Annotated in this window: 12 protein-coding genes; 4 read left to right on the forward strand and 8 right to left on the reverse strand. The window is 69.9% G+C overall.

The window, feature by feature from the left end; all coding sequences use genetic code 11:
• Nucleotides 1-52: 52 nt before the first annotated feature.
• Complete coding sequence (locus QLQ12_RS44400; protein ID WP_282767110.1) at nucleotides 53-784, reverse strand: HD domain-containing protein; 732 nt, start codon at nucleotides 782-784, stop codon at nucleotides 53-55.
• Between QLQ12_RS44400 and QLQ12_RS44405 the strand changes: the two genes are divergently transcribed.
• Both QLQ12_RS44405 and QLQ12_RS44410 read left to right on the forward strand, forming a co-directional pair.
• Nucleotides 773-1,729: a GlxA family transcriptional regulator gene (locus QLQ12_RS44405; protein ID WP_282767111.1), complete on the forward strand. Its 957-nt coding sequence runs from the start codon at nucleotides 773-775 to the stop codon at nucleotides 1,727-1,729. The genes QLQ12_RS44400 and QLQ12_RS44405 overlap by 12 nt on opposite strands.
• A gap of 353 nt (nucleotides 1,730-2,082) precedes the next feature.
• A complete protein-coding gene (locus QLQ12_RS44410) occupies nucleotides 2,083-2,295 on the forward strand; it encodes a hypothetical protein (RefSeq protein WP_282767112.1) in 213 nt (70 codons plus the stop codon).
• Between the two features lie 111 nt (nucleotides 2,296-2,406).
• Here QLQ12_RS44410 and QLQ12_RS44415 read toward each other — a convergent pair whose 3' ends face one another.
• From QLQ12_RS44415 to QLQ12_RS44435, 5 genes are all read right to left on the reverse strand, one after another.
• The gene (locus QLQ12_RS44415; protein WP_282767113.1) at nucleotides 2,407-2,769 is read right to left on the reverse strand and encodes a VOC family protein; all 363 of its coding nucleotides are present in this window, start codon (nucleotides 2,767-2,769) and stop codon (nucleotides 2,407-2,409) included.
• Nucleotides 2,770-2,876: 107 nt separating this feature from the next.
• Nucleotides 2,877-3,827 carry a YhjD/YihY/BrkB family envelope integrity protein gene (locus QLQ12_RS44420; protein ID WP_282767114.1) on the reverse strand — a complete coding sequence of 317 codons (951 nt, stop codon included), beginning with the start codon at nucleotides 3,825-3,827 and terminating at the stop codon, nucleotides 2,877-2,879.
• 88 nt (nucleotides 3,828-3,915) lie between these two features.
• On the reverse strand, nucleotides 3,916-6,603 hold the full coding sequence (locus QLQ12_RS44425) for a cation-translocating P-type ATPase (RefSeq protein ID WP_282767115.1): 2,688 nt from the start codon (nucleotides 6,601-6,603) through the stop codon (nucleotides 3,916-3,918).
• 51 nt (nucleotides 6,604-6,654) lie between these two features.
• Nucleotides 6,655-7,656, reverse strand: coding sequence for an Acg family FMN-binding oxidoreductase (locus QLQ12_RS44430; RefSeq protein WP_282767116.1), 1,002 nt, complete (start codon nucleotides 7,654-7,656; stop codon nucleotides 6,655-6,657).
• A gap of 157 nt (nucleotides 7,657-7,813) precedes the next feature.
• A complete protein-coding gene (locus QLQ12_RS44435) occupies nucleotides 7,814-8,638 on the reverse strand; it encodes a slipin family protein (protein WP_282767117.1) in 825 nt (274 codons plus the stop codon).
• 1,038 nt (nucleotides 8,639-9,676) lie between these two features.
• On the opposite strand from QLQ12_RS44435, the gene QLQ12_RS44440 reads away from it, so the two are divergent.
• Entirely contained in the window at nucleotides 9,677-10,129 is a 453-nt protein-coding gene (locus QLQ12_RS44440) for a universal stress protein (protein ID WP_282767118.1), read from the forward strand.
• 29 nt (nucleotides 10,130-10,158) lie between these two features.
• On the opposite strand, the gene QLQ12_RS44445 is transcribed toward QLQ12_RS44440, so the two are convergent.
• Nucleotides 10,159-10,332: a hypothetical protein gene (locus QLQ12_RS44445; protein ID WP_282767119.1), complete on the reverse strand. Its 174-nt coding sequence runs from the start codon at nucleotides 10,330-10,332 to the stop codon at nucleotides 10,159-10,161.
• 709 nt (nucleotides 10,333-11,041) lie between these two features.
• Here QLQ12_RS44445 and QLQ12_RS44450 point away from each other — a divergent pair.
• Nucleotides 11,042-11,266: a hypothetical protein gene (locus QLQ12_RS44450; RefSeq protein WP_282767120.1), complete on the forward strand. Its 225-nt coding sequence runs from the start codon at nucleotides 11,042-11,044 to the stop codon at nucleotides 11,264-11,266.
• A gap of 101 nt (nucleotides 11,267-11,367) precedes the next feature.
• On the opposite strand, the gene QLQ12_RS44455 is transcribed toward QLQ12_RS44450, so the two are convergent.
• Nucleotides 11,368-12,408 (reverse strand): glycosyltransferase, encoded by a 1,041-nt coding sequence (locus tag QLQ12_RS44455; protein ID WP_282767121.1) that lies wholly within the window; start codon nucleotides 12,406-12,408, stop codon nucleotides 11,368-11,370.
• Nucleotides 12,409-12,580: the final 172 nt, after the last annotated feature.

The raw sequence follows: 12,580 nt of genomic DNA on the forward strand, positions 1-12,580 counted from the left end.
CGTCCTCTCGGTGCGGGTGGCCTCACCACCCGTCATGGGCCTCTCGCCGCTGTCAGTCACCCCAGCGCGATGCCGCTGCGCCGGCTTCCAGGGCGGTGAGGTGCGGGGTGGCGCCGCGTTCACGGTGGAAGCTCCAAGCGAGCGAGTACGCGGGCGCCTTCTCGGGGTTGCGCTGTGCCTGCGCCACGATGGCATCGACCAGCGAACGTGTCACCTCCAGCCGCGGATGAGCCGTATGGATCCGCGCGGCGTCGGATTCAGTGACGAACGCGGCGTCGAAGCCGAGGTCCATGCCGACACCACGTCGCACGAGCTGGCACAGGACGCCTCGGCGCTCCGCGATACCCGGCGAGGTGTGCAGGGCGATCGCCTCCCAGACAGCGTCGACGTCGGCAGCGGGCAATCCCCGTGCGGTGAGGAACTCGGCGGCGACATCTGCCCCGTCGACCTCGAAGCGCTGATGACGATCGCCCGGTCCGGACAGGCCGATGTCGTGCAGCAGGCACGCGACGAACAGCAGCTGTTGGTCGTAGTCGCGGCCCGCCACGAGGTGTTGGTGCTCGGCCAGAAGCCGGGCGAACAGATAGCTGCGAATGCTGTGGTTGGCCACGACCGTGGATTCCGTGTCAGCCACGAGTGCCAGCGTGGCGGTGGCCAACGCGTCGGCGGGCAGGGTCAGCACGTCCGTCTTCGTCGTCATGGTGATCAGCATGGGCCGGTGGGCCTCCGAATGGTGAGTGGCGAAAAAGCCGCCCTTCGATAGGATCTTGCCATGGTTGCGCATGCCGTCGCGGTGCTCGTTCTGCCCCGGGTGGTGCCGCTGGATCTGGGTATCCCGGCCAGCATCTTCGGCGAGCATCTGGACCTGCCCTACCAGCTGACCGTGTGTGGCCCTGATGCGGAGGTCGCGACCACGACCGGCTTCTCGGTCCGGGTACCGGGGACCCTCGCTGACGCCCGCCGCGCCGACACCCTCATCGTCCCCGGCTACACCAGTCCCGGCGACGATGCGCCCGAGGAAGTTCTGGAAACCATCACCGAGGTGTACGGCCGGGGCGGCCGAGTCGTCTCGATCTGTTCCGGTGCGTTCGCCCTGGCCGCCGCCGGTGTCCTGGACGGCCGGCGCGCGACCACGCACTGGAGCCGGACCGCCGACCTGGCCGCTCGATATCCGCGGATCACCGTGGACCCGCACGTGCTCTACGTCGACGAGGGCCAATTGCTCACCTCCGCCGGAGTCTCGGCGGGTATCGATCTGTGCCTGCACCTGGTGCGCCGCGACCACGGCGCCGCGGCGGCCAATCGGGTGGCCCGCAACGTGGTCGCCGCACCCCACCGTGACGGTGGCCAGACCCAGTTCATCGAGTCACCCGTCGTCGCCGGCGAGGACTCGCTGTCCGGCGTCCGTGCCTGGGCCCTGGCCAACCTCGACCGCCCCGTCAGCGTGCCCGAGATGGCCAGTCGGGCCGCCATGTCCTCGCGTACCTTCGCCCGCCGATTCGTCGCCGAAACAGGCCGCACTCCGCTCCAGTGGCTGCTGTACGCCCGCATCGACCGCACACGCGAACTCCTGGAAAGCAGCACCCTCAGCATCAGTCAGATCGCCGACCGTACGGGCCTGGGCACCGCCATCAATCTCCGGGCCCACTTCCGCAACATGGTCGGCACCACTCCGACCGCCTACCGCCGCGCCTTCCACACTGACTCCAACCCGTCCGGATCGACGTGATCGGCAACGCCTCGCGCACCTAGCGAGATCGAGCCGGCCTCACGCTGATGTTCCGGGGCGAGCGGTGCCCCGCAGCGGCCATCCACAGCGCGACAGCATGAAGACCGGTGCGACGGCACCCCTCTGTGTCATCCATGAAGGAGCGGGACCGGTCAAGTCGCTGGTTTGAAGTCGTTTTGTGGGTTGCCCGTTTGGTTGTGGGCGTGTGGGATCGCCGCGGTGGTGTCGATCGGTTGGGGTGTGGTCGTGTTCGCCAGGTTCCGGGTGATGCCGGAAGGGCAGGCAGAAGGTTCGGCGGCCGGTCATCCATTCGCCCGCGCGGCTGGGGACATTACGGTGTAGACCCGGCGGTCGTGATGGCACACGTCGTGCTGGCCCTGGCCTGCGAGCACCAGGCCCTCGACCAGCCGGACCCGCCGATCGCGACCGGTGACTACCCGGTCCTGCTGCTGTCCGCCGTCGACAAGGCCGTCGCCTTCGCCTCGAACGTCCGGCGGGCCGAGCAGGCCGGCCCACAGGGGCGAAGTCGTCTGGGCACCCGTGGCCAGGCAGACGTAGGGCTGTAACGAAACGGCTCGTCGACACCCCTCGGCGGCCCCCTCCGGCATGCCGAGCCGGACCGAACGGATCCGGCAGCCAGATCGCCTCGGCGGGGGTGGCGTGCGGCGGCGAAACCGTCAACCAGGCTGCCGGCCGTGCGCCAAGATGTTGATGACGTGACCGTCGGGGTCTCGGACGAAGAAGCGCCGGACACCCCACGGCTCTTCGGTCAACTCGTGCACGATCTCCGCCCCGGCCGCGCGGGCGGACCGGTAAACGGCATCGACGTCGTCGACCTGGAGGGAGGCGACGGGTACTACGGGCGCTGTGGCGTCGTGGGTCATGAGGCTCAGTTGCACTTCGGGCCGTTGAGGGTCTGCCAGCGTCACGATCCAGCCGTGATCCATGACCACCCGAAATCCGAGAACCTCGGTGTAGAACGCCGTAGCCTCCGCCAGCGACGAGCTGGTGAGGTCGGGAACAATCCGGCTGATTGCCATGCTTCGGCCTTCCGTTCTTCGTATCGGCAATTGTCCCCGCCGCCGGATCGCATCCGCATCGTCGGCTGCGGAAGCAGGCGGCGTGCGCCGATCGGGCGGCGCATCGGCTACGGGGCCCGGTCCGCGACCTGGTTGCTGATTCCGGCGGCCGGATTCGCGCCGCCGTCGCTCTGATCGGCGAAGCGGTTCGGCGATCCGGCCCGCGCCGACAGGTCGGTGACATCGCCGTTGGTGTTGGTCGCGGCGAGCGCCGTGGCGAACAGGATCAGCTGGTTGATGATGTTGAGCGAGAACAGCAGTCCCACCGTTCCGGCGACGACCTGATACGTCGGGTTGGCTTCGATGTTCTGCACGAAGACGTGGCCGACGGTCTTGAGCAGTTCGAGACCGCCGGCCACGATCAGCGCGGGCACGATGACGCGGCGCACCGGCATGCGTAGCCGCGGTAGTCCGGTCAGCACCGCGGACGCCAGCAGGGTGTTCACCGCGATGCTGACCGCGTAGCCGACTGCGGCCAGTAGCCACCGGCTCTGCGCGGCGTCCGCGACGGTCGGCTCGATCAGACGGTTGGCCACGGTGACGGTGAGGAACGCCATGGCGAGTGACGCGGCCAGCAGCAGACCTAGCTTGAGCAGCGCGAGCAGATCGATGAGCAGACGGGGTACCAGGGCGCCGGGGTATTCGGGCAGGCCCCACACCTTGCGGATGGAGGAACGCATGGCGTCGATCCAGAACCATCCGGTGATCGGTAGCCCCAGGAACGCGATCACCCCGATCGTGCCGCGGGCTACGCGAATCTGCTGCACGTCGAGGCTGGGCAGATTCGCGGCGAGGTAACGCTGCAGCACCTGCTGCACCTCCGGCCTGTCCAGGACGAAGCCGAAGGCCGAGAAGCCCAGCAGAGCGAACGCGAACGTCGCGAAGAACGCGTAGTAGGTCACCGCGGCGGCGAGCCGGCCACCGTCGGCCTCGTCGTAACGCGCGACGGCGCGGGCCAGGTGATCGAGCCGGCCGTGGCGGCGCCGGGCACGCCGCCACGCCGCAGTGGTTCGCTTCATCAGCCGGGGAGGATGTCTCGTCGGTCGAGGGCGGTGCAGCGGCCGGATCGCTTGACCAGTCCGTGTACCTCGACGGCCATCGGCGTGGTCATCGGGCGGGCACCTCCTCGCCGCCGCGGCCAGGCTTGGTCAGGGAGGGGCGAGGTGACTGATGGATGCGGCGGTCGAGGCGGATCGCGGCGTAGCCGAGCGAGGCGACGGCCGCAACGATAAGCAGGTCGGTGACGGCCACCGGTTCGGTGCCGAGCAGTTCCCGCAGCAGTGGGGTGTAGACGGCGGCGAGTTGCAGCAGCAGTGCGGCGCCGATGGCGGCGAACAGCATCGGGTTGGCGCGGCTGCCGGGACGGGCACGTGATCCCAGTGCGACCGCGAGCTGGGTGAGGCCCAGGGCCAGGAACAGCAGGGTCTGCCAGGGGCGGTCCGTGGCGTGTGCCCATACTCCGACGCCGATGGTGACGGCGGCGATGACGGCGCCGACGCGTAGGACGCGCTGCCAGAGACCCGCGCCGAGGACCGTTTCGGCAGGCGGGCGGGGAGGCCGGCGCATGGCGTCCGGGTCGGCGGGTTCGCTGCCCATGGCCAGGCCGGGCACGCCGTGGGTGACCAGGTTGATCCAGAGGATCTGGGCGGGCAGCAGCGGCAACGCGAGGCCGGCGAACGGGCCGGCGAGCATCACGGCGACCTCGGCGGCGCCGCCGGACAGGGCGTACAGCAGAAAGCGGCGGATGTTGGCGTAGACGCGGCGGCCTTCTTCGGCGGCGGCGACGACGGTGCCGAGTTCGTCGTCGGCGAGGACCAGGTCGGCGGCTTGGCGGGCGACTTCGGTGCCGCGTCTGCCCATGGCGACGCCGATGTCGGCGCGGTGCAGGGCGGGTCCGTCGTTGACACCGTCGCCGGTCATCGCGACGATCTCCCCCGCGCCGCGCAAGGCGTCGATGATGACGACCTTCTGCTGCGGGGTGGCGCGGGCGAAGACCCGCACGCCGCGGGTGGCGGCCGGGCCGGGGTCGGCGGTACGGCAGTCGACCGCCTCGTCGCCGGAGGTGATGATGCCGAGGTCGGCGGCGATCGCGGCGGCGGTGGCCGGGTGGTCGCCGGTGATCAGGACCGGCGTGATCCCGGCGGCGCGGCACGCGGCGACAGTGGCGGCCGCGGAGGCGCGTGGCGGGTCGAAGATCGCGACGAGGCCGAGCAGCCGTAGGTCGTGTTCGTAGCCGGCGGCGTCGGCGGGCACGGTGTCGCGTTCCGCCTGGGCGACGGCGAGGACCCGGAACCCGCCGGCGGCGAACTCGTCGGCACGGTCGGCGGCTCGGCGCAGCGCGTCGGGGTGGTCGGTGAGGATCGCCGGGGTCAGCAGTGACTCCGGCGCCCCTTTGCAGATGATCTGCACGCGGCCGCCGGGCAGCCGGTGTGCGGTGCTCATCCGTTTGCGGTCGCTGTCGAAGGGGTTCTCGCCGTCGCGTGGTGCCGCCCGGTGCAGCGCGTCGGCGTCGATGCCGAGTTTGCCGCCGGCGGTCAGCAGCGCCGCCTCGGTGGGATCGCCGACGGCCAGCCAGTCGTCGCCGTCGGGGCCGGGCGGACGCAGCGACGCGTCACTGCACAACACCGCCGCCCGCATCAGTTCCACCAGATCAAATGCCTGACCTGGTGGTACGACGTTGCCGTCGCGGCTGATCCGCCCGCCCGGCCCGAATCCGGAGCCGCTGACCGATGCGTCGCCGTTCACGGTCCACAGTTGCCGGACGACCATGGTGCCCTCGGTGAGGGTGCCGGTCTTGTCGGTGGCCAGGATCGTCACCGAGCCGAGGGTTTCCACGGCGGGCAGTCGCCGGATGACGGCGTTGCGGGCGGTCATCCGGCGGGCGCCCAGGGCGAGGCTGAGAGTGACCACGGCGGGCAGGGATTCCGGTACGGCGGCGACCACCAGGCTGATCGCGGTGATGATCATCAGTTGTAGTGGTTGTCCACGGACCAGGCCGAGGGCCAGGACCACGGTGCAGAGCAGCAGGGCGCCGGCGGCGAGTTGCCGGCCCACGCCGGCCAGGCGTCGCTGCAAGGGTGTCAGTCCGGGGGCGGTGACGAGCATGGCGGCGATGCGGCCCAGGGCGCTGGCGGCGCCGGTGGCGGTGATGACGGCGTGTCCACGGCCACGGACGACGACGGTGCCGGCCGATACGACGTTCGACGTGGACACCGCCGGGGCTGTGTCGGCAGTGGCCGACTTGTCGACGGGTGCGGATTCGCCGGTCAGGGCTGCCTCGTCGACGAGCAGCGCGACCGACTCCACCACGCGGGCGTCCGCGGGCACGACGTCACCTTCGGCCAGGACCAGCAGGTCGTCCACGACGAGGTCGGCGGCGGGGACTTCGCCCTGCCGGCCGTCGCGGATGACCCGGGCGGCCGGAGCGGTCATGGCGGACAGGGCGGTGATGGCGCGTTCGGCTTTGATCTCCTGGAGCACGCCGACGGTGGTGTTGACGACGATGACCAGCAGGATGACGGACGCGTCGGTGAAGTCGGCGGTGGCGAGGGTGAACACGGCCGCGGCGAGCAGTACCAGTACCAGCGGATCCCGCAGTTGCGTGACGATCCTTCGCCACAGCGGCACGGGTCGCGGCGACGGCAGCACGTTGCCGCCGTCGCGGGCCAGCCGCTGCGCGGCGTCCTCCGACGACAGGCCCGCATCCGGCGTGGCGAGGCGAGTGGCGCCGACCGCCGCGGGTGGCCGGGCGAGGCCCGATGCATCCGGTTCAACCTGCAGATCGGGTACGGTCATGACAGTTCCTCGCCTTGCTGGATCATGGTGAGAGCTTCGCGGGGCCCCGCTTCAGAACCGTTCGATGACCTGATCCGCGGGAAGCCGTGGTGTGTGCGGGGCAGCGGAGCCGGCCGGATCGCCGGTGGTGAGCCGCAGCACGAGGTACGGGTGGCCGAGGCCGGCGAGCAGGCGCCGGATGCGTTCCCGGGTGACGGTCACCTCGATGGTGGCGCTCAGCGGCAGGACCGACAGGCCGAGCTCGGTGGCGGTGAGCCAGGAGGCCGACAGTGCCTCGCCGGCGCGGAGCCAGCCGATCTCGCCGTCCTCGGGTCCGTAGAGGATCGCGAACGTGGCGACGTTCTCGTGCTCTGCGGAGACGGGCAGGTCACCGAGGTGGCCGAAGTCGCCGCCCGGCACGGTCGTCTGGGTGGCCCGGGCCGGGATGGCGGCGTCCGGGATGCCGCTGCCCAGCGGCCGGGTGCCGCCGGTCCAGTAGTTGACCTCCGCCTGCCAGGCGGCGTCCGCGTTCTCCGCGCGTTGCGCCTGGTCGGCGGCGCCGGCCAGCTCGAGTACCTGATCGGGACGCAGTATGTGCAGGCCCGCGCCGGCAGATTCGGCGGCTCCGACGATCGCGTTCAGCTCCTCGGTGCCTACCGGGGTGCCCCCGGTGGGCCGGCGGTCGGTGTGCCGCAGTCCGATGGTCTGCCGGTGGCGTCGCGCTTCGAGACCGACCGGGATCCGGTGGTCGAGACGCAACCGCGCGAGGTGATCGGGGTGTGCGGGATCCGGCATGCGCGCGAGGATGGTGTGCCAGCCGTCGGCGGCGAGGCTGACCAGGGCGTGGTGCAGTGCGGCCCCGCAGCTGAGGACGGCGAGCCGGGAGTCGGGGTCGGTGACCTCGGCCGCACGGCTGTGATCGAGGTAAAGGCTGAGTTCGTTGCTGGTGAGACGCCAGCGCCAGGGTTGGGTGTTGTGAATCGACGGGGCATGCCCGGCCATGGTCGCGGCGGCGGACAGAGCCCGGGCCTCGGCGCGGGTGTCGGCGGCCCGGATCGAAGCTTCGGTGCTCATATCGAGTTCCTTCCTGGTGTGCTGAACGTCCGGGCCGGTCATGGCGTGTGCGGCCAGGTCCAGTCGCGGATCTCGGGCAGGTCTTCGCCGGTACGCCGCAGCTCGTCGGAGCCCAGCGGCTCACCCGCTGCCACGTGCAGGGTCCTGGTCACGGTCATCAGGAGACCGTCGTCAGTGGTGTGCCGTTAATCGATGTCGTGGGAGGTGTGGTGGTGGCTGCGGCGTTCTCGCGGGCGAGGAACGTGCCGAGTTCACCGATGGTGCTCATCAGCGGGGCCGGGAACACGACGGTGCTGTTCTTGTCGACGCCCAGTTCGACCAGGGTCTGCAGGTTACGCAGCTGCAGCGCGAGGGGGTGGGCCATCATGATGTCCGCGGCGGTGCCCAGCGCGTCGGCGGCCAGCGCTTCGCCCTCGGCGGCGATGATCTTCGCGCGTTTCTCCCGCTCGGCCTCGGCCTGCCGGGCCATGGCCCGTTTCATGCTCTCGGGCAGCTGGATGTCCTTGAGCTCGACCAGGGTGACTTCGACACCCCACTCCTCGGTGGCGACGTCCAGGATGGTCTTGATGTCGATGTTGATCCGGTCGGTCTCGGAGAGCGTCTCGTCGAGGGTGTGCTGGCCGACGACCTTGCGCAGGGTGGTCTGGGCGATCTGGTTGATCGCCGCGCCGACGTTCTCGATCGCGACGACCGACTTCTCGGCGTCGACGATTCGGTAGTAGGCGACGGCGGACACGTCGACGCTGACGTTGTCGCGGGTGATGATGCCCTGCGACTGGATCGGCATGGTGACGATCCGCAGGCTCACCCGGTGCAGCACGTCGACGAACGGGATGATCACAGTGAGGCCGGCCTTCCGGACGGCGATGACCTTGCCGAGCCGGAACAGGACGCCCTGCTCGTACTGCTTGACCACCTTCACGGCGAGCAGTGCGAGAGCGAAGAGCACCAGGATGATGAGAGCGATCCACAGGGACCACATGAGGAGATCCTGACTTCGGCCGCAGCCGGATATACGTGCCCGAGAAACAGTCTGCGTGCGAAACGCACCTGATCACTGCGGCGGGCGAAGAAACGCCGAGACACACACAGCGGTCAAATACCAGGCCACCAGGGTCCAGGGCGACACCTCAACCCTACGCCTGTTCACGACGCTGGGCCGGGCGCCCGTCAGCGGGTTCGGCGAAATGAGCGTACGGTCAAACTGTCGCCCGGGGCCCCGGTGGCCGCCCCGCCCACCGTCACCGCGGACATCTCCCACCATTTGTGGATCTTGCTGTGGTTGACGCGTCCTCGACGGCCTCACTGAGTAGGTGGCACCGCTCTCCGATTCGTCGTGGGCACACTTGGACGCGCTGCGGAACATGTGTCACGAACACCTGAAGGAATGTGAGTGCGATGGTTGACATCGCCAAGGATCACGAAGCCTCCCGCCGTCACCACGGAACGGCGAGAACAGGGCGCACGGCACTACGCCGGCACCGCCGTCGTCCCGGACACCGCTTTCCCGGTCACCGGCCGGACGGCCACCGCGACGCGCTACCTGTTGGCCGGCGACCGGAAGGCCACCACGAGTCCGTTCGCCGACTTCTACCACTCCATTGCCGGGCGCGGCCGCTCGACCGCGATGATTCGCGTGTTTCGCCACCCGACTGCGGCAAAGCCCCGAGAAGGGTCGCCGCCGTAAGGAGACCGTCATGAAAGCCCCCGTCACTTACGAATCGAGGTTCGGCAACACCGAGGCGATCGCCCGCGCCATAGCGCTGCCACATGGTGGCAGCTGCCGAGTCCTTTCACGTGGCGGGCACGACCGGTCCCCTCCTCGACGGCGAGTGGGATCGGGCTCGCGGGTGGACCGGCTCGCTCGCCGGCACCGTGCTCGCTGGGTTGCCCACCGGTGATGTCGCTGACTTCATCACCGGTGCTGCGGTGACGGACGCGGAGCCACTCAGCGCAACAAGCCCGGGTGAAGGTGGTTCAACGGAGGCCATCTCGCCAGCACACCGATCAGGAGACGGACATGACGAGCAACAGTTCCGACAACACCCACCGCATCGTCGTCGGAGTCGACGGTTCACCGGGTTCGAAGAACGCGCTGGCCTGGGCCATGAACCAGGCCCGGCTGACCGGCGCCACCGTCGAAGCCATCACCACCTGGCAGGACCCCGCCAAACACGGAACGGCCTACGGATGGACGTCTGCCGCGTTCGAGGGTGACACCTACGCCACCGCGATGGTCAAAGCCCTCGACGACGCCGTCGCCGAGGTCACCACCCCGATGTCGCATCCCGTCACGGTGCTGGCCCAGGTCGTCGAAGGCCACCCCGCCGAGGCTCTGGTGCACGCGGCCAAAGGAGCAGAGCTACTCGTGGTCGGCAGCCGCGGACACGGCACCTTCGCGAGCATCATGCTCGGCTCGGTGAGCCATCACTGCGTCCAGCACGCCACCTGCCCGGTCGTCGTAGTCCGGTAGTCGAAACGGCAGGACTTCAACATGATCGATCAGCAACCGGTACAGCGGCGCCGCGACCAGCGGCCGTGCACGCCGCTCTCCACCAGCGCGGTGTCGGGGTTCGCGGTCGCCGTGACCATCGGGCCGAAGTCCGGCCCGGGTGTGGTGAACAGGTACGGCGGCTCGGCGTGCCCGGCGGCGGGCTCAGGGTCGATGGTGCTCATCGGACGGCGGTGAGCACGGCAGCCGATTCGCCGCGGTGGTGTCGGCCGTCCGCCGGACCGGTTACGTCAGGTCGTTCAGTGCTGCGGTCGCCGTATGCCTGCCGATCATCGGCAGCGACCCGGCCCGAAAGAAGGTGCTGGCCTCCGCGCTTTGACCTGCGAAGCAAAGATCGCTCCGATCGTCACACGGCTGTCACCGTTTGGCCACCGTGAGCAGGACGGCGCTGTCCTCGAGCGCCTCGAGTGCGTGCCGGGCGTCCGGGATGATCAGAAGGTCCCCGGTCTCGCCTTCCGCCGCAGTGTCGCCGGCAGTGAGGCGGACCCGGCCGTGCAGTACGTGGTGCGGGACCGTTCGGGGAGTTCCGGTGGCCCTTCCCACCCGCGCCTGGACATACGCAGGCCAGCGGTGTTCGTCATGCTCTACGGCAACACGGTACGTTCGACGCCCCGCGTCGGGCAGCCAACCTACGCCATCAGTTCGCGATGGCCGGCCAGCTCGTCGTACGGCACGGCGGATCCGGCGCCCGCGAGTGACTGCCGGCCACTGGCACACCGGCGGTCCCACCACCGGGGCCGAGGCCGCGCTGGTCTCGGACACGTCTGCCCCACGCAGGATAGTCACGTTTCACCTGATCCCACCTTGAGCAACTCCGGCGGCGGCTCGATCCGGATTCGAGCGCCGACCGCACCCCGGACTAGGTTCGATGACATGGCGACCACAGTGCTACGCATCCGCCTCATCGGCGGAGACCGCATGGACATCACCTACCAGCAACCAGACCTCTCCACCGAGGACGAACTCGTCGAACACGTGATCGCGACGCTGTCCGTGGATTCGGGAGCACTGCACGGCAAACACGGTGACCGGCTGGTCGTGCTCTACGGCCGGGGCGTCGCCGCCATCGAAGTCGCACCCCGTGGCGCGGTGCTGTGACCAGTGCCCGAGCCGGCCATGTCAACAGCCTCAGCCGACTCGGGATGCTACGGACGAGCCTCTCCCCTGTGCGGCGGGCCGGCCGCGCGACTATGTCCCCCTCATCCACGCGTGCGGTGTTGAAGGGTGGAGATGAGGGCGAGGGTGGACTCGGCCCCCTGGTTCAGGTTGGGCCCGTGCAGTGTCAGACCGTCGTAGCCACCACCGGTTGCCGGGTCCCACATGACCTGGCCGACGTCGTTGTCACCGAGGAACCAGGAGATGGACCGGCGCACTCCCGCGTACCAGGTTTGGCCACCGGTGATGGTGGCGGCGGTGGCGCAGGCGTCCGCCAGCGCGGCCACCTCGATCGGTTGCTGGTCGTACCGTAGCCGGGGGCCGCCGCGTTGCCAGCCCGCCGACGGCAGGACCGACAGGTGGCCGTTCCTGGTCTGGATGTCCAGCAGCCACGTCAGCATCCGCAGACCGGCGGCCAGGGCCGGTGGGTCGTGGAGGAGGCCGCCGGCGGCGATGAGGGCTTCGGCGAGGGCCGCATTGGCGTAGGTGAGCCGCTCCTGCGGCCACGGCCAGCGTGGATCCGGATCCGGGCGCCCGATGGCGGTGGCCGCGTCGGCCAGGAGCTCAGCGGCCGGCTCGTTGCCGGGATCCGTTCGGAGCAGTTCGGCGGCGCCGAGCGCGCCGAAAGCCATGGCCCGTGGGTCGACGGACCGGCAGGAGGCCCCGAGGGTGAAGGCGAGGAGCGCTTCCTGGCGGATCCACGCAACCGGGGAGCGGGCGGCGGCGGTCCCGAGGGCCCAGAGGGCACGCCCCCACCAGTCGCCGAGTCCGGGCTGGTCGGTCCATTCCCGGTGGAATCCGAGCCGGTTGTGGAAGGCGCCGTCGGCGTCCTGGGCGTGGGTGAGGAAGGCCAGATAGCGTTCCGCGAGCCGGAGGACCTCGGCGGACGGGTCGATCTGACGGCTGGCGACGACGAGACCCCGGGCGACGTCGTCGGTGCAGTAACCGTGTTCGCGGCGGACGGTGGCGTGCCGGGCATGTTCGAAAAGGCCGGTGTCGTCGGTGAGCCGCACCAGATGCGCGAAGGTAACGGCGGGAACGGGCCGGCCGGACGTCGCCGCCATGACGGTTGCGCTGACGGTCATGTGCCGGCCACGGCGACCGCGCGGGAGTCTACGGCGGCGACGAGAGTCACGGCGAGTTCGTGGTAGCGCTGGGCGACGGCGGGCCAGCGTGGCGCCGGCTCGGCGTGGCCGCTGCGTTCGCGCAGTGTGGCGGCCAGAGCGGGCTTGGTGAGGATCTTGCGGATCGCGGTTG

Origin of the sequence: Actinoplanes sandaracinus (genome assembly GCF_030009775.1) — a bacterium.
GTDB lineage: Bacteria > Actinomycetota > Actinomycetes > Mycobacteriales > Micromonosporaceae > Actinoplanes > Actinoplanes sandaracinus.

Coding starts and splice junctions, on each gene's coding strand:
- QLQ12_RS44405 (WP_282767111.1), top strand. CDS start 773: ATGGTTGCGCATGCCGTCGCGGTGCTCGTTCTGCCCCGGGTGGTGCCG.
- QLQ12_RS44400 (WP_282767110.1), bottom strand. CDS start 784: ATGCGCAACCATGGCAAGATCCTATCGAAGGGCGGCTTTTTCGCCACT.
- QLQ12_RS44415 (WP_282767113.1), bottom strand. CDS start 2,769: ATGGCAATCAGCCGGATTGTTCCCGACCTCACCAGCTCGTCGCTGGCG.
- QLQ12_RS44420 (WP_282767114.1), bottom strand. CDS start 3,827: ATGAAGCGAACCACTGCGGCGTGGCGGCGTGCCCGGCGCCGCCACGGC.
- QLQ12_RS44425 (WP_282767115.1), bottom strand. CDS start 6,603: ATGACCGTACCCGATCTGCAGGTTGAACCGGATGCATCGGGCCTCGCC.
- QLQ12_RS44430 (WP_282767116.1), bottom strand. CDS start 7,656: ATGAGCACCGAAGCTTCGATCCGGGCCGCCGACACCCGCGCCGAGGCC.
- QLQ12_RS44435 (WP_282767117.1), bottom strand. CDS start 8,638: ATGTGGTCCCTGTGGATCGCTCTCATCATCCTGGTGCTCTTCGCTCTC.
- QLQ12_RS44440 (WP_282767118.1), top strand. CDS start 9,677: ATGACGAGCAACAGTTCCGACAACACCCACCGCATCGTCGTCGGAGTC.
- QLQ12_RS44445 (WP_282767119.1), bottom strand. CDS start 10,332: ATGAGCACCATCGACCCTGAGCCCGCCGCCGGGCACGCCGAGCCGCCG.
- QLQ12_RS44450 (WP_282767120.1), top strand. CDS start 11,042: ATGGCGACCACAGTGCTACGCATCCGCCTCATCGGCGGAGACCGCATG.
- QLQ12_RS44455 (WP_282767121.1), bottom strand. CDS start 12,408: ATGACCGTCAGCGCAACCGTCATGGCGGCGACGTCCGGCCGGCCCGTT.